The sequence below is a fragment of the Nocardiopsis salina YIM 90010 genome, from assembly GCF_000341025.1.
GTDB classification, from domain to species: Bacteria; Actinomycetota; Actinomycetes; order Streptosporangiales; family Streptosporangiaceae; genus Nocardiopsis; species Nocardiopsis salina.
The window spans coordinates 1-23,118 of record NZ_ANBF01000169.1 but is presented as its reverse complement, the minus strand read 5'-3'; the positions used below and the strand labels follow the sequence as shown (position 1 = coordinate 23,118).

The window sequence follows — 23,118 nt, the reverse complement described above, 5'->3', positions numbered from 1 at the left end:
AAGAACCAAGGGGAGTGGACGCACCGCCCCGGTTTCGCGTGGCGCACGGTCCGCGTCGGCAGCGCGACCCTGCTCATGCTGGGCTGCGAGTTCAGCTTCTGGGGCGACCTGGCCGGAAACCTCGTCTCGGTCCTGGCACAACGCGCGCGAGCGGCGGGCGTGGTCTACGTCGGCAAGCTCGGTGGCCTGCAACCCCGACATGGTGCCCAACACGCTCGTGGTCACCGGAACCACGACACGCCTGCGCGACGGGCCCCTGGCGTGGAACAGTTTCCTCGACCCCATGCAGGCGCCACCCAGTGTGCGCCCGGAGGTTCGCCACGCCACCCTCGCCAGCGTCATGGACGAAACCCGCACGTGGCTGCACACCCACCGTGCCGACACCGACGTGGTCGACCCCGAGATCGGACACATGGCCCAGGCCGCCACCAAGGCCGGTGTGGGGTTCGCCTACCTGCACATCGTCACCGACAACCTCAACGGCACCCATGCCCACGGCCTCTACGCCGAACGCAGCACACCGGTGGCCACCCGGCGCCAACGGTGTCTGCACGACATCGAAACCGTTCTGAACCGGAGCCTGACATGAACCTCGACGCCCCCGTGACGCTGCTCGGCCTGGACTGGAGCGAGCCCGACGCCCCGAAACTGCGCACCACCGACCCCGGAGAAGAAGCAGGCAGCAGGCTCGTGCCCCTGCTGGGCGAGCACACTTTCCACATCCAGGACGAGCAGAAGCACTGCGTCGGGTGGTTCGACCTGACCGGGCCGCAGGCGGACCACCGCGTGTGCGAGCGGTCCCAGACCCTCGAGCGTGGCCGCCAGTGCCGCCACTGCCAGTACCGCGAAGGGTTCCTCGCCGCCCACCAGGCCCACTCCGACCCGGCGGCCCTGCCGACCAACATCCGCGAGTACCTGCAGCAGCCGCACTGGCTCTACCTGGACATCTTCGCCGACGGAACCAAGAAGGTCGGCACTGCAGCCGAATCACGACGGCGCAGCCGCCTGGCCGAACAGGGGCCGGCCGCGGCCCTCTACGTCGCTCGCACAGATGACGGCATCGCCGTGCGGACCCTGGAAACGGCCGTCTCCGAGCGCTTCAACCTCACCCAACAGGTTCGTTCCACGCGCAAGGTCCGGGGCCTGCAGAACAAGGTCGACCCGGCCGCCCTCACCGAGGACCTGGGCGCGCTCTCGGCCCGGGTGTGCTCCTACCTTGCCGACATCACCGCCGATCGGAGCGGTATGCAGGTGTTCTGCGATCCCGAAGCCTGGGTCCGCCCCGCGTGCGCCGACACCGTCCTGGAAGCCGCGCCCGTGCTCGCCTACCCCGACCAGCTCACCACGGGCAGCCACCGGATCCACATCCACGGAGCCAGCGGCCCCGTGGCCCTGCTCAGCACCGACCCCACCCCCGGCGCGGCCCGTTACTGCGCCGACCTGAGCACGTTGGTCGGCCGGCGCCTGCACCCCGCATCCGAAGCGGCCCCGACCGCGTCCCCGACCCTGTTCTGAATGGAGGGCCGATGAGCACCACTTTCGACGACATCTGCACCTTCTGCCACGAGGTCGACGGGCAGGCCGGCTCCAACCTCTTCTTCGACCTGGGGCTGGGACGCTCGCGGGAGGACTACATCTTTCACGAGAGTGACCATTTCGTCGTCGTGCCCTGCATCGGAGCGTTGACGGACTGGTACCTGCTGATCGTCTCCAAACGCCACACCCTGTCCGTGGGATGGCTCGACGAGGCCGAACGCGCTGACCTGCGCGCCCTCGTCAACGAGGTCACCGAGCTCGTACGCCGACGGGCCTGCGCAGCCTCATCTTCGAACACGGCAGCCTGGACTTTCGCAACAAGGGCGGGGCCTGCTACGACCACACGCACGTCCACGTCGTGGCCACCGACCGCGACCACCACGCCTTCCTCGACCAGATCCCCCCCGCCCGTGGCCATGCAGCAGTGCATGGACTGGACCGACTCGGCCCACCGGTTGGTCCAGGAACACCAGCGCTCTTACCTGGCCCTGGGCACCCCCGGGCAGGACTGGATCGGCCAAGCCACGGGCGCCCCTTCGCAGTTCTTCCGCCGATGCCTGGCCACATGGATGGGCGCTGAGGAAGGAACGTGGGACTGGCTCGTCTTCCCCCAAGCCGAGCGGGTCCAGCGCATGATCACCCACTTCGCCTACAGGTGAATCACACCAACGTTGAAGGCAGGGCCGCGCACCACCGAACGGCGAACCACCGTGCTGTCGTATATGCGCCGCGAGTTGCAAGGAAGACAGGCCCTTCGGGGACGTTCCGAGGGCGTTGGCAGTACCGGCCCGGGGTGCCACTCCCCCGGGCCGGCGCCGTGGCCTCAGCCCTCGTGGGCGTTGAGATCGTCCGATCCCAGGGCGGGGCCGTGATCGTGGGCGCCGCTCGGCCCGCCTGAGGGCACCGGCGGGTAGGGCGGGATCTCCGGACCCGCCAGGTCTCTGGCCGAAAGGCTCACATTGTTGCTGCTGAGGTAATCGGCGACGTCGCTGCGCAGGGTGGGCAGCAGGCTGTACAGCTGGTCGCCGGGGCATTCGGTGGAGTTGAGGTCCCGATGGCCGACGATCGCGCTGGTGGGCCGGTCGTAGAAATAGCACAACCAAGCGCAGGTTCGGATGAGTGAGCTCCACAGCGCGTCGGTGGGGCTGACCGAGTTATAGGTTCCCTCGTTCTCGATACCGACGGCGACGCCGTTGTAGTTGGCGACGTGCGTGCCGACCAGGTGGTATCCGCCGTCGACCGCGAGCAGGGACCCGGAGCGGCCCTCCATGATGTGCCCACCACGGCTGATGGTGAATTGCTGGCCCGCGTCGATCCAGCCGTTGTTGTCCATGTGCCAGTTCTGGATGCCCCGGGACAACGAATAGGCGCGCTCCAGGGAGTAATCCGTCTGGTTCTCGGTCGCGGTGTGGTGCACGACGATGTAGGTCGGCGACCCGGACACGGTCTGCGGGGTGCTGGTCGGCGGACGGGCGTTCCAGGCCGAACGGTTGCGGATCGTGGGCGAGGGGGCACTGGCGGAAGCCTCCGCGAAGGCGGGGGGAGCGAGCCCGCCGAAGGCAACGGTTCCGGCGGCGGCAGCGGAGGTCACCAGCATGTTACGGCGGGAGATGATTCTGGGGCGGAGTTCGTGATGACGGGACATTCTCGGTCCAATGCTCACGGGGGGATACCGAACCCGAGAAAGGTAACAGCACAAGAACCCCTTGTCTGCACCCCTTGGCATGAATTCCTTGCCATCCCCCTGAAACATCAGCTCATGGGAGGTGATCTTCTCGAAACATTCTCCGGCCGCCGGCTGGAGGCCGATGTGGGCAGGGCGACCAACGCCACATTCGGCTCCGGGTACATCCCCCTTCGATCGGGGTATTCAGGCCTTCCATGCAGCTGGACGGAATTCGGCCGACGGCTCGTGCGTTCTCAAGAAAGCTCACGACGTCCGGTCGACGATTCAGAAGTGAACGTGGGCGAGGAGGAGATCATGGCGGAGCACCGGGAGCGTTTTCCCAGAGTGGTGGTCGGTGTGGACGGCTCCGACCACGCCGGGGCGGCTCTGCAGTGGGCGACCGCAGAAGCTGTCCGTCGCGGGGCCGTGGTCCGCCTCGTTCATGCCATGGGGCCGCCGTCACTCGTTCCGACCGGGAAGGCGTCGGCCCGCTTTCACCCCAGCGATGAGATGAGAAGCCGGGCCAACGCCCTGCTCGCCGAGGCCCGAGAGTACGTCGTCGGACTACATCCGGATGTCGAGACCGAGACCGTCGCCACCTCGGAGGACGGACCGCGCGCACTGCTCCACCAGAGCCGTCCGCACGACCTGCTCGTGGTCGGCACCCGGGGGTTGGGGCCCGTCGCGGCGGTGCTGGTGGGGTCGGTGAGTGTACGCGTGGCAGCTCGGGCCCCTTGCCCGGTCGTGGTGGTACCCCACGATCTGGGCCGGCCGGCCACCACCTGCCTCCAGCGCATCGTCGTCGGCGTCTCCTTCTCCCGCGACGCCCGCCGCGTCCTGAAACTCGCGATGGACCTGACTGGGGAGACCAGGGGCGAGCTGGTCGTGGCCACCAGCTGGGAGATGCCCCAGTCCTCCGGTTATCAGTTCGAAGTGACCGGAAGCGGACATCAGTCCTTGGAGGAGATGTTCGACCGTCAGTCAGAGCAGCTGGTCGACGGGTTACTCACCGAGCTCTCGCAGGCACGGGGCGCTGTCGACATCAAAGTGAGCGTCGTGCGCACCCGGTCCGACCCGGTCGACGGGCTGTTGCGCGTGGCCGAGGGGGCCGACGCGATCGTCGTGGGCTCGAGCGGGCACGGCACAGTGCTGGGGTGGCTCCTCAGCTCGGTGAGTCAGGGGCTCCTGCACCGCTCGCACATTCCGATCGTGGTGTTGCCCAAGCACGGGGCCCAGGACTGAACACCTTTTTGTATGGTGCACGCTCGTGCGAGCCACTGCACTGCTCCCGGCGCGCGGAGGAGCCCCGTGGCTGCGTCCAGGGATCCGTCACTTGTTGTGCGGCAAGGACGGAAATATGGCGCGCGATCGCTCGTGCAGCCCCTACAGCAGCGTCGTTCGCACCCGCCGAGCAATACCTCCCACCGGTGCCGCAGCCTACCGTGGTAGACACGACAGGCCGACGAGGAACACCTCTGCGAGCCCGCACGCGCGATCACCTCACCCGGGGTACCGTCCACGGCCAGGTAGAACCGGCGCGATGAACGATGCGTCCCACGCCTGGCCCGCAGAGCTGGCCACGCATGGCCGGCGTGGAGCCGAGGCCGTCCGACGACTGCCCTCACCTCGTTCGACCGGCGCTCATTCCTTGGCTGGGTCGTCGGCTCGCAGTTCCTCGTTGATCCCGTGGGCCTCCTCGAGCTGGTCCTCCAGGACGATGATCCGGCACGCGGCCTCGATCGGTGTTCCCTCGTCCACGAGTTCACGTGCTCGCGCGGCGATCCTGAGCTGATAGCGGGAGTAGCGGCGGTGCCCGCCCTCCGACCGCAAAGGCTCGACGCCCTACAACCAAGCACGCCGGTCAAGCCTTGCCCCGTCCTGCTTTGCTGCTCCGGCCTCCCCCGTTCTGGCGGGACGCCGGTCCTACGGGTACTGCTCAACTTCTGTACTGCTGTCCTACCGGCTCCCGGTGTCTTCAGCCTGTGTGAACGAACTCCAGTGCACGAGAACATCCCAGGTGCGAGATGGCGGCGTGCGCGATCCCGTAGAACGCCGCGCTGGCAGCAGACAGGGCCACGTTGACCGGATCTTGAGCACTCCAGTCGAGAGGGTCGTAGCTGTGCTTGAACGGTCGCAGTTTCTGGCGCTGCGCCAACGCACGGTACAGGGCCTTCATGCGTTGCCCCTCGATTCCGCGCATGCTCTCCAGCAGGGCGCCGGGGGCGATGTCCTCGCCGAACCTGAGCTCGTACATCCTCCGGGCCACGTCCAACCGCGTTGCGGGATCGGACCACGCTCTGACCTGACATTCGAGCCATTGGTGGTGCGGTCCGTCGGTTGCAGGGCGCCATAGCAGCGCACCCCTCCGGCCCCCACGGCGATCACGGTCGTCCCGTAACACATAAAGGTCGACAGCGCCCGTTGGGTAATGGACGTTCCCGAGCCGAGCAGGGGGCGGGCCAGTTCCTCGATGAGGGCGGCCAGGTGGCGCTGGGGGATGCCGGTGAGCCGGGCGTGGGTCCAGGACCACACGATTGACCTTGATCATCACGACCAGAGCATGCCACAGCTCTCCAGTGAAACCTCACCCGCTATCACGCACCAGCTCGTAAGAGCCTGGAGTGTTCCAGGGCGGGGTGGAGGTATCGGACGCCTACACGGGTGAGGGCGCGTTGAGGGGCGTTGGCGGCCCCTGGGCCCATCGCGATCATGGCGCGAGGCTCCGGTACCGTCAAGAGTCAATGAGAATCTACGCTGACCGAGCGTTGATGTGATTCGATATAGTGGGCGTGAGAATGGCCATCTGGGAGATTACAATACTCGTCATAGGAACGGTCATAGGTTTCATCCTGGCAATGTTCTTCGAGCGTGATCTTCACAATCTGATACTGCGAGTTGTCGCTGATTCCTTGTTGCGGGTTCTCGGTCTGCTTGTCGCAGTGCTGGTGCCCGGCTTGGTTCTCGGGGCGGTTTTGATCCAGCTACTTCCGAAATGGTACCAGGCTGCGCCGACGATCACCGTTCTGGGGACCGCGATCTTCTTCATCGGTGCGTTTGTTGTGATCATGCCCTTCTTCCCTGGCACCGTGCCGTCGCTAACGGGCGCCGGTTCTTCAAGGAGGGAGTTGCAGAAGTCAGGAGGCAGCGGGCGAGTATCCATCGCCTTGGGGTGGGGCGGTGCCCTGGCTGCGCTGATGCTGTTCGGTTTCACGGTGCTGGGTCCGGCTCTAGTGCTCATCGACCCGTGATCAAGCGGACCGGACGATGAGCGCACCGAATTCATACACGCCATCGAACTACGTCAAGATCGATTCCATGACGTGGCTTTCCTGGAATGAAGAGTCAGCGTGGGGTTTCGGGAGGCTCTCGACTTCCTGGCCGGATGAAACATCCGAGACTGATCAAGGGTGGGCAAGAATTGAAGCATCGTACCCCCTTCAGGGTGGCGATGAAGTGTACTTCAGTGAATGCAGCATCGAATGGCTTGACGGGGACGATAGTCGCAACATTGACGGCTGGGAGGGTGGTGAGATAAAGATCGTAGATGGTGAATGTATGGAATGATATCCCGATCCACCGTACTTTCGCAGGTGGAGCCGGAGATCACCTGGCTATGTGATGGGCTCTTCCCAGGCAGCCACCCGAGTCTGCTCGCCGACGATCGAGGTCGAGGAGGCCCAAAATTGGCGCCGCGCTCACGCAGGGCGCGGGCCAGGGCGGTGCCGAGGCCACCGGTGGAGCCGGTGATCAGGACGGTGCGAGGGGCCAGGTTGTAGCGGCCAGGGTGGTCTCCGGGTCTAGGGATCTGTCGGGTGTGGGTTCAGGTGGGGGTCGGCCGACCGGGACGTGGCGGGCGAGGAAGTCGGGTTGGTCGGTGACGTTGCGCTCGAAGTCCGGGCCGACGTGTCAGGTCAGTCGATCGGGGCTGTGTGAGCCGGGGTACGGGCGACAAGGAGCTCGACGGTCCCACTGGGTGAACCCACCGACCGGACATCCTCGAACCCGTGCTCGCGCAGGCGGTCCCGGAGCATCTCGGGCCCCCAGGAGGTCACGCCCTCCCGGCGCAGCCGCCAGCGGAGGACAGCCGTGTGCAGGTCCTCCCCAGTCCCCTCGGTGTCGGCGGGCAGCGCGGTCGCAGCGAGCAGATAGCCGCCCGGATGCAGGGCCGCCCTGAGCCGCGGCAGTGCCGCTTCGGTGGCTCCACTGGACAGAGCCGGAAGCGGCAACCACGCCAGGTCGTAGCTGGAGGTCTCCACCAGCTCGGCCACATCCTGCAGGCGGATCTCGGCGCGTTGGTCCACCCCCTGGTCGCGCAAGTAGCCCTTCGCCAAGCGGAGTGCGCGGGGATCCACGTCCAGGCCCACCGCGCGTGCGCCCGGGGCCCGCTGCAGGACCGCGGCCGAGACCGCTCCGACCCCGGCCCCGACGTCGAGAAAGCGTGGGGCTCCTCGATCCAGCAGGTCCGCGAAGCCCGGAACCCGGTCGGCCAGGACTTTCAGGAAGACACGCATGTGCGCCCCCGAGGAGCGCCCGTCGGAGAGGAAGGCCGCGTCGTCGATCCGGTCGGGCACGGTGCGTCCTTCGGCCGCGTCCGCGGCTCGACGGAGCATCTCAGCGATCCGCCTCCCGAAAGCGGACGGATCCGATTGGGCCGCGAGTACCTCTCGGTAGTCGTGGCGAAGATGGCCTCCGTCCCCGTTCTCGGCGAAGCCGCAGGCGGCCAAGAGCGCTTCGTGTTCGCCCGAGAGCCGGGGCTCGTTCACCGCTGCGGCCAGTGCCGCCAACGACCAGGCGCCGTCGAGGAGCTCGTCGATGCGGGCCATGAGTTCTGCGCGCGCTTCCTCCATGGCGGAAGTGTTCCACCCGGGTTCGGTGAGCGCATCCCCGCAGATGAGACCTTGTCCGCGGTTCAAACGTGAAATTCACCCTTGAAAGCCGCTCGATACTCCCCCAAGATGCTGTGCACAGAAAGGCCGTGTGGTCAGAAGGCGTTTCCAACGGTCTTCCTTGGTGCCGGACCCTCCAGAAGGAGTCGAATATGGCTTGCGCATCGCTCATGCAGTCGTCCCCGATCGACCCCGCCGAGGACATCTCGCCGGCGGTGGACGAACTCGACGAGCAGACCACGGAGTAATCATGGCGAGACCCTCCTGGGTCCGCCTCAGCGGGGGGCCGGCCCCCGAGGTCCGGTCCCCCGTTGCTACGCCCGACCTCTGGTCGGGTTCTCAAGAACGCGAATTCACGCTGTCCGAGGCCCAGGCCCGGATTCTGGCCGATATCGATGAGCTGGGATGGAGTTCGCAGTTCCGCCTCCTCGACGGCTCCGATCCGACCGCCGCCCAGTGTGCGCTGTGGGACGCTCAGGGCGCGGAGATCCCGTATGGCTTGGGAGCTGGGAAGGGGCCGTGTGTCCCTGCCCGCATCGGTGCGCAGTTCGAGGCGATGGAACATGTATTCACCGGACCCTTCGTGCTGGACTCGCTTCCGGTGCGTTTGCTCGAGGCCGCGCAGCTGAAGGAGGGCCCCTACGCGGGCGACCGCGCGATCGGCGACGTCGGGGGTCAGGCGGGCCGTCGTGTGGCATGCCTGCCCTACCGTTCCCTCGACGGAGGTGTGGATTTCGACGTCCCGCTCTACCTGTGGGCGCCTTGGTATTCCGCACCCGCCCCCGAGGCCGTTTCGATGCGCCGGGGACTGGGGGACACGGTCGACTACGGTTCCGCGCTCGCGTTCAGCGTCAACTCCGGATGTGCCATCGGTGCCAGCGAGGACGAAGCGCTTCTGCATGCCCTCAACGAATGGGTGGAACGCGATGCGTTCTCCTTGTTCCTGTTGCGGTCGATCTACGACGGCGGGCCCATGCCCGCCCACGTGCCGCGTACGGACCTGCCCGCAGCCCTGAGGTCCCACCTGGACCGCGCCGAGGAGCTCACCGCTGGGGCCGTGGCGCTCCTGGACCTGACGAGCGACCTGGGCGTGCCCGTGGTCATGGCCTACGCACACGGCCCGTCCGGCAGCAAACACCGCTACGGGCTGGGCGCTTCGCTGTCGGGCACCCTCGCCGCCGAGCGCGCGATCACCGAGTTCGTCCAGGACGAGCTGCTGTCTCGGGTCGTGGCCGAGCACGCAGGGTCCGAGGGTCGCACCGGTCCTTACGCCCAACTCATGGCCGATCACGACATCCGACACGACGTGGACACCCGGTTCCGGGAACATCCCCGGCTGCTGGCCTGCGCCCAGCTGGACTTCATGCAACGCCTCGAGGGATCGCCTCGGGGCCCACTGCCGGCGGAGGCCGTCCCGAAGGGCACGCCCGTATCCGACCAGCGCGAGGCTGTGGTGGAACGGATCGCGGCCGCCGGCCATCGGGTGGGGGCCCACGCGCTCCGGCGTTCCCAGCGCGGCACGACGGTCGTCCAGGTGCAGTGCCCGGGGCTCGAACGCTTCCACCTGGTCACCGAGGGACACCTCGCTCTGCCCGGCAAACGCGGGCGCCGTTGGCGGTATCGCGGCTCCGCCCCGCTCTGACGCGCGGGCCGCTCGAAGGGTCCGAGCGCAAACGGAGCGTTCGCCGATGACGAAGAAGATCGGGCGCTACCAGGTGAGCGTCCGAGTCGAGCCCCGATGGAGCCACGCAGTGCGCTGGAGGGTGAACTTGAGCGAGCTCACGGGCGGGATGGCAAGCACGGAGGCGAACCCCGTCGGTGACCGCGCACCGCGAGGTCGCGGCCGCGATGTGTTGGTCCTGAGCGGCCCTGATGATCACGTGCCCGTCGGCCTGTCGGCACCGGAGCCCACCTGGTGTGCGTGTCGGTGCCCACCAATCAGGGAAGGACGAACCGGAAATACACCAAAGGCTGGTATTCCATCCTTCAGAGGACAGTGCTGGACGAGGCCTGACTTTTTACCGCATTTTGACGTTCGGTGTTGTCTTGCCCGCGTATAGTGCCGCCCATTACTGGAGGTGAGCAATGCCGCAGATGACGCAGATCATGGACCCCCGCAAACTGGAAATCGTCCTGTCCTTGTACGAGACTCGACATTTCGGACGCACCGCCGAGGAGCTGTACATGTCTACCGCCCACGTCTCCCGCGGCCTGACCGACCTCGAACACAGACTCGGCGCCAAACTGTTCGACCGCGGCCCCGGGCGCCCGGTCACCCCCACCCCGCAGGGGCACCACCTGCACGCAGGCGCCCAACAGGCCATGCAGGCACTCCAGGACCTGCCCAACACCGACAGGGGCGATGAGGCCGGAACCCACGCGGTGCGCATGGGTGTGCTCGGCGCGGGCTTGGGCGGGGGCGATACCACCGAGATCATCCGGCGTTGGCGGGAGCTGTGGCCCGCAGTGGAGCTGGTGTATGTCCCCCTGGACTCACACACCCACGACACGGCCGTGCTCTCCGGCCGCGTCGACATCGCCGTCGTGTGCATCACTGGCACCGAGGAAGACGAACTGCGCTCCCATACGGCCTACTCCACCCAACGCGCCATCGTCGTCCCCCCGGGCGACCCGCTGGCCGAGGCCGACGTGGTCCACCCCGAGCAGGTCGCCGACCGGGAAATGCTCTACTCCGTCATCCCCGGACGGCTGGGCCAGCTCTGGTCGGACCTGCCCGTGGACCAAGGCCGCAAAGACGTCATCATCACCGACCCCGCCTACGTGGCCCTGAGCGTTCTGACCACCGGGCGCATCGCCAACCACTCCATGGCCGCCGCGAGCCTGGGTGCGGTCGAGGGCACCACCTTCGTCCCCCTGTCCGGCCCCCGCGTCCACATGGGCGTACAGATCCACGCCCAGGAGCAGCGACCGGCCGTGCTCAGCCTGTACGACATCGTGCAGGCGTGCACCATCACCGGCCCCGACCCCACGCCGCATACCAGCTAGCCCCTCCCGCTTCAAGGCAAAGGCGTTACGGATTCGGGCAATGCCACACACCCCTCAGGCGGCCATGCTGAAGTTAAGGCCGCCCAAGGGCTTGGCCCAGGGCAGACGCGACAGCTCGATGCCTGTCAGGGCTGGGCTGTACCACTCCACCTCTGCCCCCGGCCCCGGGCGGCCCGCGCACCGCACCCGAACGCCGGAGGCCCACGTGAGCACGGCCACCACCGAACACCTGTCCCTGGACTTGAACGTGGTCACCGACCGCGTCCTGACCACCACAGGGCACGAGCCCGGAGCCACCCTGATCTCACACAGTCCCGCTCAGGGCCCGGGCTGGACGCTGGTCGACCACGGCAACAGCCCCCCAGAGGTTGCCGAGTACCTGCACCAATGCTCGCTCCAAGGACGTCCCGCCTCCAGTGTTGTGCTGATGCACGCCCGTGCCGACATCACATGGCAGGAGTGGATTCCCGAGCACGTCACCGCGCTGATGCCCGCCCAGGCCAGCGCCGGGGGGACTCCCCTGCCGCACGTGCCGCGCGCCCGCGCCTACCAAGTCGCCCCCGACCGAGCCATCGTCGCCCTGGGCGACGACGAGACCGTCATCGCCGGCGACCTCATGGCCCCCCATCTGCCCGACCTGTCGCATACCAGCCCCCGCCGCGCTCTCGAAGGGCTCATGTACACCTCGGCCCAGGCGCCCATGGTGCTCATCGGCAGCCGCGGATGCATCCTCAGCGCCCACGCCCAGGTGGCCACCGACGGTCCGGTGCCCACCGAACACCTGGCCACCGTGGCCGAGGTCCGGATGCGCGAGTCCTACCTGCGCGCGATCATCACCACGGCCCAGCACGCGGTCGGAGCGGGGCTGAGTCCCCGGCAGGCGGCCTCCCAGACCTGGGAATGGCTTGCCTGGAGGCAGCCCCGGGACCAGAACCACGCGCGCGCCTACACCCGGCGCCACCTCGTGAACCTACACGCAGCCATGGCGGCCGAACAGGGACGCCAGCTCGACCTGAGCCAGGCCCAAGCAGACGCCGCAGCCCTGTGACAGGGGCAGGGCTGCGGTCGCCATCTCGGCGTCAGCGATCGCTGACGAGGAGCCGGCCTTGCGGTGTCGACGCACGCGCGTGGATCGAACCGGCACCAAAGGCCGATCACACGGCCCGGCCCCTTATCGGGTTCGCCACGCGATGACGCGGTGCCACGGATTCGGGATGATATCCCGACCCCGCACGCCGACCCTTACGCCGAGGGATCCACTCCACGGGGGGCTCTGTGTGCGCGGGATGTGGATCCCAAGGAGGGTGTGGTACCCGACGCCGACCTCCATTGGTGTGCGCAGCGGTCGGTTGCGGCGCGGCTCTGATGCCGGATCTGGACGCCCCAGGCAGCACCGCAGACTGTCTCCTTGAAGCCACCGCGCGGTAACGAGTTCCACTGCTGAGAGCGGCTTTCGAGCCAGTGGCACAAACACCGTCAAGGCCGGCAACAGCCAGTTCCTCGGGGCTTCGACGAGGCATCTCCATAGACGAGATCCGCGCCCATGCGGGGGCGCGTTGTGCGGGGCCAGCGCCCGGGTGCGGCACACAGGACGCGCCGACCCCGCAGCACCCGGGGAGTCCCTCTGAGCTTAGAGTCCCCAGAGCACGAGGCGACTCCCCTGGGAACAATCCACAGGCCAGCGGTTCGACCTGGCGAACCCGTTATCCGCCAGCCGCGTCCTGGAGGGTGAGGAGGGGCAATGTTCGAGATCTGGACGAGCAATCGGGCGCCCTGTTGGCTGATGGGCTGGAAGACTTGTCCGAGGCGGAGGATCGACTCCAGGAGCTGCTCACTTCAACGCACCGCATGATCGCCAACCCCGTTGACATGTAGTTGGAATGAACCATCCGCTCCCCCGACGGGCGGGTGGTGGCCAGCCACTCAGATACACCCGTGCCATGGCCGGAGTCACGCCGCCAGGCCACGAATGCCCGCTGCCACCGACATGGGAAGGCGCGCCCCAATCTGACAATGCGGTCCAGCGGGAAGGGCCGCGGCTATGCCCGATTGGGAGACATCGGTCCATTGACCGACGCAGGAAAGTCGACGCCGGCTCGGCCTGACGCGGAGAGCCCTGGCCGAAAACGCCGGCATCAGCGTCGCAGTCGTCACCGCATCGGCAGCGGCTCGGGCGTTCCCACCGTCTGGTCCATGACCGGCCACTCTTGGGGTGCGACGCCTCCGACCGGTCACTGCCCGTCACCGGTAGCGCACTGGCCGGACTGCTGGTCGCAGCGGTGACCGCGACCGGTGCCGAGACTACGGCCTTGAGGGCCACGCGTCGAAGATCCGGAGCCGACGAGGACGGCGAGACCAACGCCGCCTGACACCGTTGCCTGAACCAGCGAGGGTGCCCCCTATGAGTAGGGCACCCTCACGCGTCTAGCCAGCTGCAGCATCTGACGCATCAGACCCGAGCTGCCCCCCGGTTTGATCCATCCCCACGTGCGTGGGGCTCCGACTTTCCGAGCTGCGACCAGCGAGCCGAACACGGACCGTCGACCACCCACCCACCCTCAGCCAATACTCGGACATGACTTGTATCTCAGTTGCACCTTGACGAGATGCAAGCCTGGGCGTATGTTTCCGGTTAGTGAACCCAGACATCCGCATTGCGGAATTGGATGGTATGAGGTGTCGAACTCTTCGTTCCAACCCCTGCTCGATCCGGTAGGGCAATCGGCCGCCCTGTCGGCACTCGCCGCAGCCAGCCCACTGATAGTCCTGTTCCTGCTACTCGGTGCCATACGCATGAAGGCGCACTTGGCCGGCCTGATCGCCTTGGGCTGCGCGATCGCCGTCGCCACCCTGGGCTTCGGAATGCCCCTGTTCACGGCCTTGAATTCGATCGCCGCCGGAGCAGCGTTCGGTCTTTTCCCGATCATGTGGATCGTCGTGAACGCCATCTGGATCTACAACATGACGGTCGCAACCGGCCACTTCGAGGTACTACGCCGCTCCATCTGCTCCGTCTCACCCGACCTGCGCGTTCAGGCCGTTGTCATCGCCTTCTGCTTCGGCGGGCTTCTGGAAGCACTTGCTGGCTTCGGCACTCCGGTCGCGATTTCGGCGGCAATGTTGATCCCCCCCGCCCCCCAGCCGATGAAGGCGGCTGCGGCGGCGCTGGTGGCCAACACTGCCCCGGTGGCCTTCGGTGCCATGGCCGCCCCGATCACGACCCTCGCTGCCCTGACCCAACAACCCGAGCACGAGGTCTCGATGATGGTGGGCCGTCAGACCCCCGTGCTCGCGCTGGTCGTACCCCTGGTCTTGGCCCTCATCGTCGACGGTAGGCGGGGGGTGCGGCAGACCTGGCCTGCCGCGATCCTGGTCGGCATCGTGTTCGCCGTCACTCAGTTCGCCGCTGCCAACTATCTGTCCGCCCAGCTCACCGATGTCGTCGCCGCGTTGGCCGCGACCGCTGCCCTGGTAGTCCTGCTGCGCTACTGGCAGCCCTCTCAGGTCATGTCCGCGGAGAACTCACAGCAGGGGCGCAACGACATGAGCTTGCGCAGCGCCGTGCGCCTTGCCCATCGCGTCGAGACGGGTGCCAGCGGAAACCACAGTCCCACGTCCGTGGATACACCCGACCCCGGAGACTCCAGGAAGGAGGTTCTCCGGGCCTACGCCCCCTACCTCGTCATCATCGCGGTCTTCTCCGTCACCCAATTCGCCCCTCTGAAAGAAGCCCTGGCACGTACCACCATCACGTTCGACTGGCCTGGGCTGGACGTTCTAACCGTCGAGGGCACCCCCTCCAGCTCGGCCTCATTCACCTTTGACTGGCTGGCCTCAAGCGGCACCCTCCTGCTCCTGTGCGGAGTTGTGGTCATGCCCCTGCTGCACCTGGCCCCGGGGCGGGCCGTTCGTGCCTACTGGCACACGCTGGTTCAACTGCGTACGGCGATCCTGACCGTGGCCTTCGTCCTGGGGCTNCCCCCCGCCATCGGCTACTGGCTCGCCGGCGCGGGTTCCGCCTTCGCCCTCCTGTCACCCGTCCTGGGCTGGCTTGGTGTGGCAGTCACGGGTTCGGACACCTCCGCCAACGCCCTGTTCGGCTCCATGCAGGCCACCGTGGCCACCCAGACCGGGGCCGATCCGCTTCTCTACACCTCGGCGAACACCTCGGGCGGTGTCATCGGAAAGATGATCTCGCCCCAGAACCTGGCCATCGCCGCAGGCGTTACAGGTCTCACCGGACGTGAAGGTGACCTACTCCGGAAGGTCGTGGGTTGGAGCCTGCTCTTCCTCGTGGCCATGTCGGCCCTGGTGTACCTCCAATCGGGGCCCGCCCTGGGGTGGATGGTGCCGTGACCCCTCCTAGGCCCCGACCAGAACATCACCGAGATACCCAAGGAGAACAAGACATGGTGATGCCAGAGGTCATCGAACAGTTCCGGTCGTTGCTGGGCGATGAGGAGGTGGTGACCGACCCGACCTCGCTCCGCTCCTACGAGTGCGACGGCCTGACCGGCTTCCGTGTTGTTCCCGCCGTGGTGCTGCTGCCCTCCGACGCCGCACAGGTCGCAGCGTGCGTGACGGTCTGTCACCGCAACAACGTGCCGTTCGTTGCGCGGGGCGCGGGAACCGGGCTCTCCGGCGGCGCCCTGCCCGTCGCCGAAGGAGTGGTCATCTCTCTCCAACGCCTANCCCACCCGCCGTGCCACTGTCGAGCCGGGTGTCACCAACGCGGACATCAGCCGTGCTGCAGCGCCCCACGGCCTGTACTTCGCACCCGACCCCTCCAGCGGACAAGTCTGCACGATCGGCGGCAACGTCGCGGAGAACTCCGGCGGTGCCCACTGCCTCAAGTCCGGATTCACCGTGCACCACGTCCACACAGCCGACGTCGTACTATCCGACGGCAGCCTCGTCCGCCTCGGTTCCGACGCTCCCCACCAGGCGGGATACGACCTGCTGGGCACCTTCATCGGATCCGAAGGAACGCTGGGAATCGCAGTGCGCCTGGAGGTGCGCCTGCTGCCCTCCCCTGCCTCCCTGCGCACGCTCGTCGCCGACTTCGACTCGGTGGACGAGGCCAGCGACACGGTCTCAGCGATCATCGGCGCAGGCATCATCCCCGCCGCGATCGAGATGATGGACGCGCTCACGGTGGAGGCCGTGGAAGCCGCTGTCGCCGCGGGTTACAACAGAGACGCCGCCGCTTCGCTGATCGTCGAGGTCGAGGGCCCAGAAGAAGAGGTCCGAGCGCAGTTCTCCCAAGTGAAGCGCTTGTGTCTGGAGCACGGCAGCACCCACCTACGCATCGCCGACAACGCTGCCGAGCGCGCCATCATCTGGAAAGGGCGCAAGGCCGCCTTCGCCGCAGTGGGCAGGATCAGCCCCGACTACCTGGTCCAGGACGGGGTCGTACCCAGGACCCGGCTCACAGAGGCACTGGGCAGGATCGGAGACCTGGCCAGCAAGGCCGGGCTGCGCGTGGCCAATGTCTTCCATGCCGGCGACGGCAACCTCCACCCTCTGGTCCTGTACAGCGAGAACGAGGGCCAGCACGACCGGGCCGAGCGCCTGTCCACAGACATCGCCGAGCTCTGTGTCGACCTGGGCGGTTCCCTCTCAGGCGAGCACGGCATCGGCACCGACAAAGCCTGTTCCATGCCCCGACAGTTCGATGAGGCCAGCCTGGACACGATGCGGCTACTGCGCTCGGCCTTCGATTCCGAGCAACTGTGCAACCCCGGAAAACTCCTGCCCACGCCACGTCTGTGCGGAGAACGGCCCGGCCCCTACCGTCCGCACCCCCTGGAAGACGCTGGTCTGATCGAACGGATGTGACCATGACCGAGACCACACACACGCAGGCCCCGCTGCGCCCACTCACCACGGCCGAGCTGGTGGAAGCCCTGCACGAGACCGAACGGACACATCCGAGGTTGAGCGTCTCGGGTGCGGGGACAGCACCCGGCTGGGGCGCCCCTCCCGCCCCCCACGACCGGAAGCTGGATGTCAGCGCCCTCAGCGGGATCCTGCGCCACAACCCCGCCGACATGACCATTGCCGTCCTGGCGGGTACCCCGATGCGAGCAGTCCAGACGGCACTGGCCGAGCACGGCCAGCAGATCGCCCTCGACGCGGCCAGAATCTCCGAGGGTGCGACCGTGGGCGGGCTGATGGCCACAGCTGATTCCGGACCCGCGCAGTTGGTCCACGGCACCCTGCGGGACTTGGTCATCGGCGTCGGCGTGACCCTGGCCGACGGTACGTTCGCCCGCTCGGGCGGTCACGTCATCAAGAACGTGGCCGGATACGACCTAGCCAAGCTGTTCCAAGGCTCGCTCGGATCGCTCGGCATCATCACCGAAGTCGTACTACGGGCCCACCCTCAACCGCGTGCGGTCACCACGGCCCAACTGCCTCTGACCTTCGAGGAGGCGGTCCGGACGGGTGAGCGTGTCCTCGCCTCGTCCCTGGAGCCCTCAGCGCTGACCTGGCATGACAATCACCTGTCCGTACGGTTCGAAGGCAACCCGGAGGGTGTGGCCGACCGGACTCGCGCACTCGCCGAGACCATCCGTGCGCCGGTGTCCCTCCACCACAGCGGGGCGCAGGTGTGGGAGGAGGTCGACGAACTGGCGGTCGCCGAGCCCGGCGACACCGTTCTCCGTATCGGTGGCCGCCCCACGGCCGGTCCTGCCCTCATCGCCGCGCTGGACAGATCCGTGGACCGCAGACAGGTTGACGCCGACGTTGCCAGCGACGTCGGCGCGGGGGTGCACACGATTCGCTTGCGTTCGGGAAATCCCGAACAGCGGGCTGACCTGCTGACCGATCTGCGCGCAGCCGCCACTGAACTCGGCGCCACGACGGTTGTGCGCAGAAGGGACGGCCTACCCCAGGACACCGACCTGTGGGGCACACCGCCCGCCTACGTGTCAGTGATGCGCACCATCAAGCGTCAGCTCGACCCCGATGACCGGTTCGGGTCGGGTCGATTGGCCCCCTGGCTGTGACGACGAGCCAACCACTCCCTGTACACATCCCAGCCCGCTCCTTCCGAACAGAGCTCCCAGGAGACGTACCATGGCACACTCACACGGCCCAGAGTCGGGTTCCGGCTCCTTCGATGCACATCACCCGCCCAGTCTCGAGCTTCTCAGCGACTGTGTACATTGCGGCTTCTGCCTGCCGACCTGCCCCACCTACCTCACCACCGGTGAGGAAATGGAGTCCCCGCGCGGCCGCATCTACCTGATGGAACTGGCCGCCAAGGGCGAGATTCCGGTAGACGACGCCTTCGGTGCCCGTATGGACTCGTGCCTAGGCTGCCTGGCCTGCACGACTTCGTGCCCCTCCGGGGTGCAGTACGACAAGCTCATCGAGAGTGTGCGTCCTCAGGTAGAACGCAACATCCCCCGTTCCATGTCCGACCGACTCTTTCGTCGCCTGGTCTTCTCACTCTTCCCGTACCCCCGCCGGCTCCGCCTCGCGGCTCTCGGTGGGATCGCTTACCAGCGGCTCGGCATCCGGACTCTGCTAGGGCGGTCGGGGCTGCTTGGCAGAATGCCCGAACGAATCCAGGCCCTGGAGGCACTGCTGCCTCCGGTAGGGATCCGCGACCTGTTCCGGCGCACCCCCCGGCACGTGCCCGCGGCCCGTGCCCCCGCACGGCTACGCGTGGGCCTGCTCCCGGGTTGCGCGCAGAGAGTGTTTTTCGGTGATGTCAATGCGGCCACGATCCGGGTCCTGGCAGCAGAAGGGTGCGATGTCTTCGTGCCACGGGACTCCCAGTGCTGCGGCGCTCTGAACGTCCACGCGGGGCTGGAGGAAGAGGGGGCTGTGCGTGCGCGGCGCACCATCGAAATGTTCGAGCGCTACGACCTCGACATCATCGTGGCCAACGTCGCAGGCTGCGGTTCCACGCTCAAGGAGTACGGGGAACTGCTCGCCGACGACCCGGACTTCCACGAACGTGCCGCGGCGTTCTCATCCCGGGTTCGCGACGTCAGCGAGCTACTCGCCGAGCTACCGAGCACCGCGCCACGCCATCCGCTGCGTATGCGCACCGCTTACCACGATGCTTGCCACCTTTCCAACGCCCAGGGCATCCGGGAGCAACCCAGGAAAGTCCTGCGCGAGGTGCCCGGTCTGGAGGTAGTCGACGTCGCCGAGGCAGAGGTCTGCTGCGGTTCGGCGGGAATCTACAACCTGGTGCAACCCGAGACGGCCAAAGAGCTGGGTCGGCGCAAGGCCGAGAACCTTTCCGACACACAGCCCGACGTGATCGCCACGGCCAACGCCGGCTGCTTGTTGCAGATTCGCCGCTATCTCGAGGAAGGCGTACCTCTACTGCACCCTGTCCAACTGGTCGACGCCTCGATTCGGGGTACCGATCCACTCGACAGGCCGCGCAGCGAGTAGATGCCCCTACGTGAGTCCGAGGGCGGACCGGGTGCTGGCGAGGTGGGTCGCTACAGCGACCGACGCCTGCTCCCGGTCCCCTTTCCTAACAGCATCTGCGATCTGCTGGTGCTCGTCGAGTATGGTCTGGCGCCGCCCCTGTTCGAGCAGCAGAGACTCGGCGATCATACGCACTTGCCGGTCGCGGAGCGAGGCGTAGAACGGTGTGAACAGCAGGTTGTCAGCAGCCTCGACCATGCACGAGTGGAAGAGGCGGTCTTCCTCCAGAAACGCACTGAGGCGTTCGTCCCGGACAAGCTCATGCTGCCGGGCCAAGTGGTCATCCAGCCGGACAAGAACGGACTCCCGGGTGGTCAAGGAGGCGTCGGCGAGCTTCTCCGCGGCGAAACGCTCCACGACCAGGCGCGCTTCCAGAACTGACCGAACCTCTGAAGGAGAAACCGGCACAACAAGGGCTCCGCGCTGAGGGTAGAGACGAAGGAGGCCCTCGACCTCGAGCCGTAGGAACGCCTCTCGGATCGGCGTACGGGACATTTCCAGGGATCTGGAAATGTCCCCCTCACTGATCAGCTCGCCGCCCTCGAACGCGCCGCTGAGGACCTGGTCCTTAACGAAAGCGTACGCTCTATCCTTGGCCGCCAGTCGTTCACCCCTGGGCAAAATACTCCTTCTGAGATGCGAGACATACCTATACTAGTGCGCTATCAAGCAACGCTTGACCTGCTTCCATGACCAGGGGTCCTGGCCCCGCAACGACGCGCGTCACCGCATCCTTCCAGGACGGCTGAGCGAACATGTACGGCCACCGCTGAAGGGTTCTTCACCACGAAGGCCACGTCAACCGACTCAAGATGCTCAAGCGGCAGATGTATGGACGGGCCAAAACCGACCTGCTCCGCAAGCGCGGGCTCGCCGCATGAAGGCGACCTCTTCGGAGGCTTCATCAAATCCCTGCCAGAACCAATCCTGAGCGGGCCCGGCCCCCACACCATGTTGCTACCCCTCACAGGGGCGATGAGGCGGGATCTGGTCGAGGGGGCGCAGGCCTGCGTGCTGTGTGCAAGGCGGTTTCAACTGGTCGTCGCTACACCCGACGGTTGCACGAGGCGGGGATGGCCTCGGTCGGCACGACGGGCAATTCCTACAACAAGGCTCTGGCCGAGGCGTTCCACTCCCTGTCCAAGGCCGAGCTCGTCCGTAACCGGAGCCCGTGGACGCGGCTGGAGGAGGTCGAGTGCATGGCACGGCCGACGCTGGTAGCCGCGATCGCGAGGAACCTCCCGGCCATGGGGTTGCCAGGAGCCGAAAGCAGACTCGACCCGTCAGTACGCCGATCCGTGCAAGACGGTACGTGTCAGCGCCCGGTCAGCGCAGGGACGGCCCCGGCCTCAGGTACACGAAGTAGTACACGAGGGTCACCATGAGACTGCCCCCGACGATGTTGCCCAGCGCCACGAGGAGGATGTTCAGCACTCCCCCGGGCACGGATATCGCGGCCGCGCCGGCCGCGGCCTCGGGAACNGGAAACGAACAAAGCCACGAGCAGCCCACGCGGGATGAAGTACAGGCTCGCCGCCACGTGTTCGAGCCCGAGCGCGCCCAGCGCCGACAGCGGCAGGATCGTGCCGACCACTTTGTCGGTGACCGAACGCCCGGCCAGGGACACCCACACGGCCAGACAGACGAACAGGTTGCCCAGCACCCCCAGCACGAACGCCGAGACGGGGGCCAGGGAGGCCCTCTCCGCTGCGAGCTGGACCGCATGCTCTCCCACCGCGCCGCCCTGGCTCTCGGGGAGCCCGGAGAGAACGAAGAGGCCGGCCAGCCCGAGGGCGCCGACGGCGTTGGCGACCAGGACCAACGCCCAGTTCCGGAGTACGTGCAGGGCGGTGACCTTCCTCGAGGCCCAGGCCATGGCCAGGAGGTTGTTGCTCGTGAACACCTCTGCTCCGGCCAGGATCGCGAGCATGTAGCCGGTCGAGAAGACCACCCCGCCCGCGAGCTGGTGCCAGAGGCCGCCGTCGACCGTGACGACCGTGAAGTAGAGCCCGCCCAAGCCGATGAACCCGCCGGCCAGGATCCCCAACATGACGGTCCGGGGCCACACCGTGCCGGCCTTGTCGACACCGAACTGCTCCACACGCCTGGCGATCTCGGGCGGGGAGTAGGCATCCATGCTCATCGTGCGGCTCCTCGGACACGGATGACCGGGTTCAACGTGGGCGTGAGCGTCTTCAGTCCTCGTTCCCGTGCTTGGGCAGCACCACGACCGGGATGCGCGAGCGGTGCAGGATCCCCTGACTCACCGACCCCAGCAGCAGCCCCCGCACCGTGCCCCGCCCACGAGAGCCGACCACGATGGCATCGGCCCCCTCGGCGGCCCGCAGCACCGCATCGACCGGAGGGGCCTGCGTGCGCACGACACTCACCTCGATGTTCGCGTCGTTGCCGTCCTCGAGGGTGTCCGCGAGCAGGTCGGCGACCAGCTCCTGAGCCTGCTGCTCGAACACATCCTCCTGCGGCCGATAGCCGGCGGCGGTCATCGCGACGGGGTCGTAGGGGTAGGGCACCTCCCAGCTGTGAACGACCAGCAGCTCACCCCCGTTCTCGGTGGCCATGTCCACCGCCAGCCCCAGAGCGCGCCGGGCATTGCGGGAGCCGTCGACACCGACGACGATGCGATCCAGCGAGGTCGTGGCCGGCCGCCCCTGGTCGTCGTGGGGTACCACCACGACCGGGCAAGGGGCGTGGGCCGCCACGCGCACACTCACCGACCCCACGAACGCGGCAGCGACCGTGCCCAACCCCCGGGCGCCCAACACGATCAGATCGTGCGGGTGACTGTGCCGGATGAGGGCCAGCGGCGCTTCCTCCAAAGCCGTGACGGTCTCGGACTCGAGGCCGGGCTGGAGTCCGACCGCCCGTTCGCGGGCCTCGACCAGCACACGCGTAGCCTGACCGCTCATCTCATCGGTGGGCTGGAAGCGGGTCGTCCCGTCATAGGCCGAGACGACCACCGGCATGCCCAGGGCGTGCACGATGCGCAATACGGCTCCGCGACGGACGGCCTCCGCGGCCGCCCACTCCAGGGCCGCCCGGGCGTGGTCGGAGCCGTCGACACCGACGACCACTGTGGACCTGTGTTCCTGCTCTACCGACATGACCTCTCTCCTCACCCGGTTCACCGAACCGTCAGCTGGTAGCCCAGGCGCCCTCCGCCCGATGCTGTGGACCCGTGTCCGATCACGTTCCGTCCAACCACACGGCATGGGCCGGAACCTCAGTCAACCGTGATGTGCCCGGCTCCGGCACAGGCAGTTTGGGCGCGCTCACAGCGACAAATGGACCACCGGACGTGGGACTTCCGCTCCCCGGCCCTGATGCTCGGAGCCGACTGCAACATGCTCCGAGGCACCCTGGAGCATGCAGTGCTTGACGACCGATTTCGGTCCGATCCCAACCCCGCATCCCCGCCGGTCACTGCCACCCGACGAAGTGCCACGCGGTCCGGTCCTCGCCCGGCTCGTAGACCGCGCGCCTGACCGAGTCCGGGCGTCCCGGTTCGGGCATGAATGCGCCGAGGTCAGCGGGGTCGACCTCGAA

General features: G+C 67.2%; 19 protein-coding genes and 2 pseudogenes. 14 read left to right on the top strand and 7 right to left on the bottom strand.

Annotation, left to right across the window (positions count from 1 at the left end; genetic code table 11):
* The first annotated feature begins 181 nt into the window (after nt 1-181).
* Genes D474_RS33520 through D474_RS29285 form a run of 3 tightly spaced genes read left to right on the top strand, consistent with a single transcriptional unit; the run spans nt 182 to nt 2,195 of the window.
* The gene (locus D474_RS33520) at nt 182-589 is read left to right on the top strand and encodes a hypothetical protein (protein ID WP_239647115.1); all 408 of its coding nucleotides are present in this window, start codon (nt 182-184) and stop codon (nt 587-589) included.
* The gene (locus D474_RS0118745) at nt 586-1,515 is read left to right on the top strand and encodes a DUF2797 domain-containing protein (RefSeq protein WP_017615053.1); all 930 of its coding nucleotides are present in this window, start codon (nt 586-588) and stop codon (nt 1,513-1,515) included. Before D474_RS33520 ends, D474_RS0118745 begins: the two co-directional genes overlap by 4 nt.
* Before the next feature lie 11 nt (nt 1,516-1,526).
* Nucleotides 1,527-2,195: an HIT family protein gene (locus D474_RS29285; RefSeq protein WP_017615052.1), complete on the top strand. Its 669-nt coding sequence runs from the start codon at nt 1,527-1,529 to the stop codon at nt 2,193-2,195.
* A gap of 164 nt (nt 2,196-2,359) precedes the next feature.
* On the opposite strand, the gene D474_RS0118735 is transcribed toward D474_RS29285, so the two are convergent.
* Complete coding sequence (locus tag D474_RS0118735; protein WP_017615051.1) at nt 2,360-3,133, bottom strand: peptidoglycan recognition protein family protein; 774 nt, start codon at nt 3,131-3,133, stop codon at nt 2,360-2,362.
* A 384-nt stretch (nt 3,134-3,517) separates the two neighbouring features.
* On the opposite strand from D474_RS0118735, the gene D474_RS0118730 reads away from it, so the two are divergent.
* Nucleotides 3,518-4,444, top strand: coding sequence for a universal stress protein (locus D474_RS0118730; RefSeq protein WP_026118615.1), 927 nt, complete (start codon nt 3,518-3,520; stop codon nt 4,442-4,444).
* A gap of 399 nt (nt 4,445-4,843) precedes the next feature.
* On the opposite strand, the pseudogene D474_RS29280 reads toward D474_RS0118730, so the two are convergent.
* Together D474_RS29280 and D474_RS33515 are read right to left on the bottom strand one after the other, a co-directional pair.
* Nucleotides 4,844-5,041, bottom strand: a pseudogene (locus D474_RS29280) (MerR family transcriptional regulator); the annotation flags it as partial.
* A 136-nt stretch (nt 5,042-5,177) separates the two neighbouring features.
* Nucleotides 5,178-5,456 carry a CRISPR-associated endonuclease Cas1 gene (locus D474_RS33515; protein WP_017615048.1) on the bottom strand — a complete coding sequence of 93 codons (279 nt, stop codon included), beginning with the start codon at nt 5,454-5,456 and terminating at the stop codon, nt 5,178-5,180.
* 541 nt (nt 5,457-5,997) lie between these two features.
* Between D474_RS33515 and D474_RS0118715 the strand changes: the two genes are divergently transcribed.
* Nucleotides 5,998-6,450 carry a hypothetical protein gene (locus D474_RS0118715; RefSeq protein ID WP_017615047.1) on the top strand — a complete coding sequence of 151 codons (453 nt, stop codon included), beginning with the start codon at nt 5,998-6,000 and terminating at the stop codon, nt 6,448-6,450.
* 663 nt (nt 6,451-7,113) lie between these two features.
* On the opposite strand, the gene D474_RS0118710 is transcribed toward D474_RS0118715, so the two are convergent.
* A complete protein-coding gene (locus tag D474_RS0118710; protein ID WP_017615046.1) occupies nt 7,114-8,049 on the bottom strand; it encodes a class I SAM-dependent methyltransferase in 936 nt (311 codons plus the stop codon).
* Nucleotides 8,050-8,338: 289 nt separating this feature from the next.
* On the opposite strand from D474_RS0118710, the gene D474_RS0118700 reads away from it, so the two are divergent.
* The 9 genes and pseudogenes from D474_RS0118700 to D474_RS0118655 all read left to right on the top strand — a co-directional run bounded on the left by D474_RS0118700 (nt 8,339) and on the right by D474_RS0118655 (nt 19,515).
* On the top strand, nt 8,339-9,730 hold the full coding sequence (locus tag D474_RS0118700) for a YcaO-like family protein (RefSeq protein ID WP_017615044.1): 1,392 nt from the start codon (nt 8,339-8,341) through the stop codon (nt 9,728-9,730).
* A 443-nt stretch (nt 9,731-10,173) separates the two neighbouring features.
* Nucleotides 10,174-11,094 carry a LysR family transcriptional regulator gene (locus D474_RS0118695; protein WP_017615043.1) on the top strand — a complete coding sequence of 307 codons (921 nt, stop codon included), beginning with the start codon at nt 10,174-10,176 and terminating at the stop codon, nt 11,092-11,094.
* Nucleotides 11,095-11,299: 205 nt separating this feature from the next.
* Nucleotides 11,300-12,142, top strand: a complete 843-nt coding sequence (locus D474_RS0118685) for a hypothetical protein (protein ID WP_017615041.1) — start codon at nt 11,300-11,302, stop codon at nt 12,140-12,142.
* 1,159 nt (nt 12,143-13,301) lie between these two features.
* Nucleotides 13,302-13,463: a hypothetical protein gene (locus D474_RS32355; protein ID WP_017615039.1), complete on the top strand. Its 162-nt coding sequence runs from the start codon at nt 13,302-13,304 to the stop codon at nt 13,461-13,463.
* Nucleotides 13,464-13,716: 253 nt separating this feature from the next.
* Entirely contained in the window at nt 13,717-15,450 is a 1,734-nt protein-coding gene (locus tag D474_RS0118670) for a lactate permease LctP family transporter (RefSeq protein ID WP_083931875.1), read from the top strand.
* Between the two features lie 53 nt (nt 15,451-15,503).
* Nucleotides 15,504-15,728 (top strand): annotated as a pseudogene (locus tag D474_RS34120) (FAD-binding oxidoreductase); the annotation flags it as partial.
* Entirely contained in the window at nt 15,706-16,932 is a 1,227-nt protein-coding gene (locus D474_RS29270; protein WP_338045294.1) for an FAD-linked oxidase C-terminal domain-containing protein, read from the top strand. The pseudogene D474_RS34120 and the gene D474_RS29270, both read left to right, overlap by 23 nt.
* A 2-nt stretch (nt 16,933-16,934) precedes the next feature.
* Nucleotides 16,935-18,107, top strand: coding sequence for an FAD-binding oxidoreductase (locus tag D474_RS0118660; RefSeq protein WP_026118613.1), 1,173 nt, complete (start codon nt 16,935-16,937; stop codon nt 18,105-18,107).
* Nucleotides 18,108-18,177: 70 nt separating this feature from the next.
* A complete protein-coding gene (locus tag D474_RS0118655) occupies nt 18,178-19,515 on the top strand; it encodes a (Fe-S)-binding protein (protein WP_040703940.1) in 1,338 nt (445 codons plus the stop codon).
* A gap of 6 nt (nt 19,516-19,521) precedes the next feature.
* On the opposite strand, the gene D474_RS0118650 is transcribed toward D474_RS0118655, so the two are convergent.
* The 3 genes from D474_RS0118650 to D474_RS0118635 form a co-directional block, all read right to left on the bottom strand.
* On the bottom strand, nt 19,522-20,175 hold the full coding sequence (locus D474_RS0118650; protein ID WP_017615035.1) for a GntR family transcriptional regulator: 654 nt from the start codon (nt 20,173-20,175) through the stop codon (nt 19,522-19,524).
* A gap of 694 nt (nt 20,176-20,869) precedes the next feature.
* Nucleotides 20,870-21,691, bottom strand: a complete 822-nt coding sequence (locus D474_RS29265; RefSeq protein WP_449289361.1) for a formate/nitrite transporter family protein — start codon at nt 21,689-21,691, stop codon at nt 20,870-20,872.
* Nucleotides 21,692-21,749: 58 nt separating this feature from the next.
* Complete coding sequence (locus tag D474_RS0118635) at nt 21,750-22,676, bottom strand: universal stress protein (RefSeq protein WP_017615033.1); 927 nt, start codon at nt 22,674-22,676, stop codon at nt 21,750-21,752.
* Between the last annotated feature and the right edge of the window lie 442 nt (nt 22,677-23,118).

Bases quoted from the DNA above. Each gene is read 5' to 3' on its own strand.
- D474_RS29285 (WP_017615052.1), top strand. From the start codon at position 1,527: ATGAGCACCACTTTCGACGACATCTGCACCTTCTGCCACGAGGTCGAC.
- D474_RS0118655 (WP_040703940.1), top strand. From the start codon at position 18,178: ATGGCACACTCACACGGCCCAGAGTCGGGTTCCGGCTCCTTCGATGCA.
- D474_RS0118735 (WP_017615051.1), bottom strand. From the start codon at position 3,133: ATGCTGGTGACCTCCGCTGCCGCCGCCGGAACCGTTGCCTTCGGCGGG.
- D474_RS0118730 (WP_026118615.1), top strand. From the start codon at position 3,518: ATGGCGGAGCACCGGGAGCGTTTTCCCAGAGTGGTGGTCGGTGTGGAC.
- D474_RS0118745 (WP_017615053.1), top strand. From the start codon at position 586: ATGAACCTCGACGCCCCCGTGACGCTGCTCGGCCTGGACTGGAGCGAG.
- D474_RS0118635 (WP_017615033.1), bottom strand. From the start codon at position 22,676: ATGTCGGTAGAGCAGGAACACAGGTCCACAGTGGTCGTCGGTGTCGAC.
- D474_RS0118700 (WP_017615044.1), top strand. From the start codon at position 8,339: ATGGCGAGACCCTCCTGGGTCCGCCTCAGCGGGGGGCCGGCCCCCGAG.
- D474_RS33515 (WP_017615048.1), bottom strand. From the start codon at position 5,456: ATGTACGAGCTCAGGTTCGGCGAGGACATCGCCCCCGGCGCCCTGCTG.
- D474_RS0118710 (WP_017615046.1), bottom strand. From the start codon at position 8,049: ATGGAGGAAGCGCGCGCAGAACTCATGGCCCGCATCGACGAGCTCCTC.
- D474_RS0118715 (WP_017615047.1), top strand. From the start codon at position 5,998: ATGGCCATCTGGGAGATTACAATACTCGTCATAGGAACGGTCATAGGT.
- D474_RS0118695 (WP_017615043.1), top strand. From the start codon at position 10,174: ATGCCGCAGATGACGCAGATCATGGACCCCCGCAAACTGGAAATCGTC.
- D474_RS0118660 (WP_026118613.1), top strand. From the start codon at position 16,935: ATGACCGAGACCACACACACGCAGGCCCCGCTGCGCCCACTCACCACG.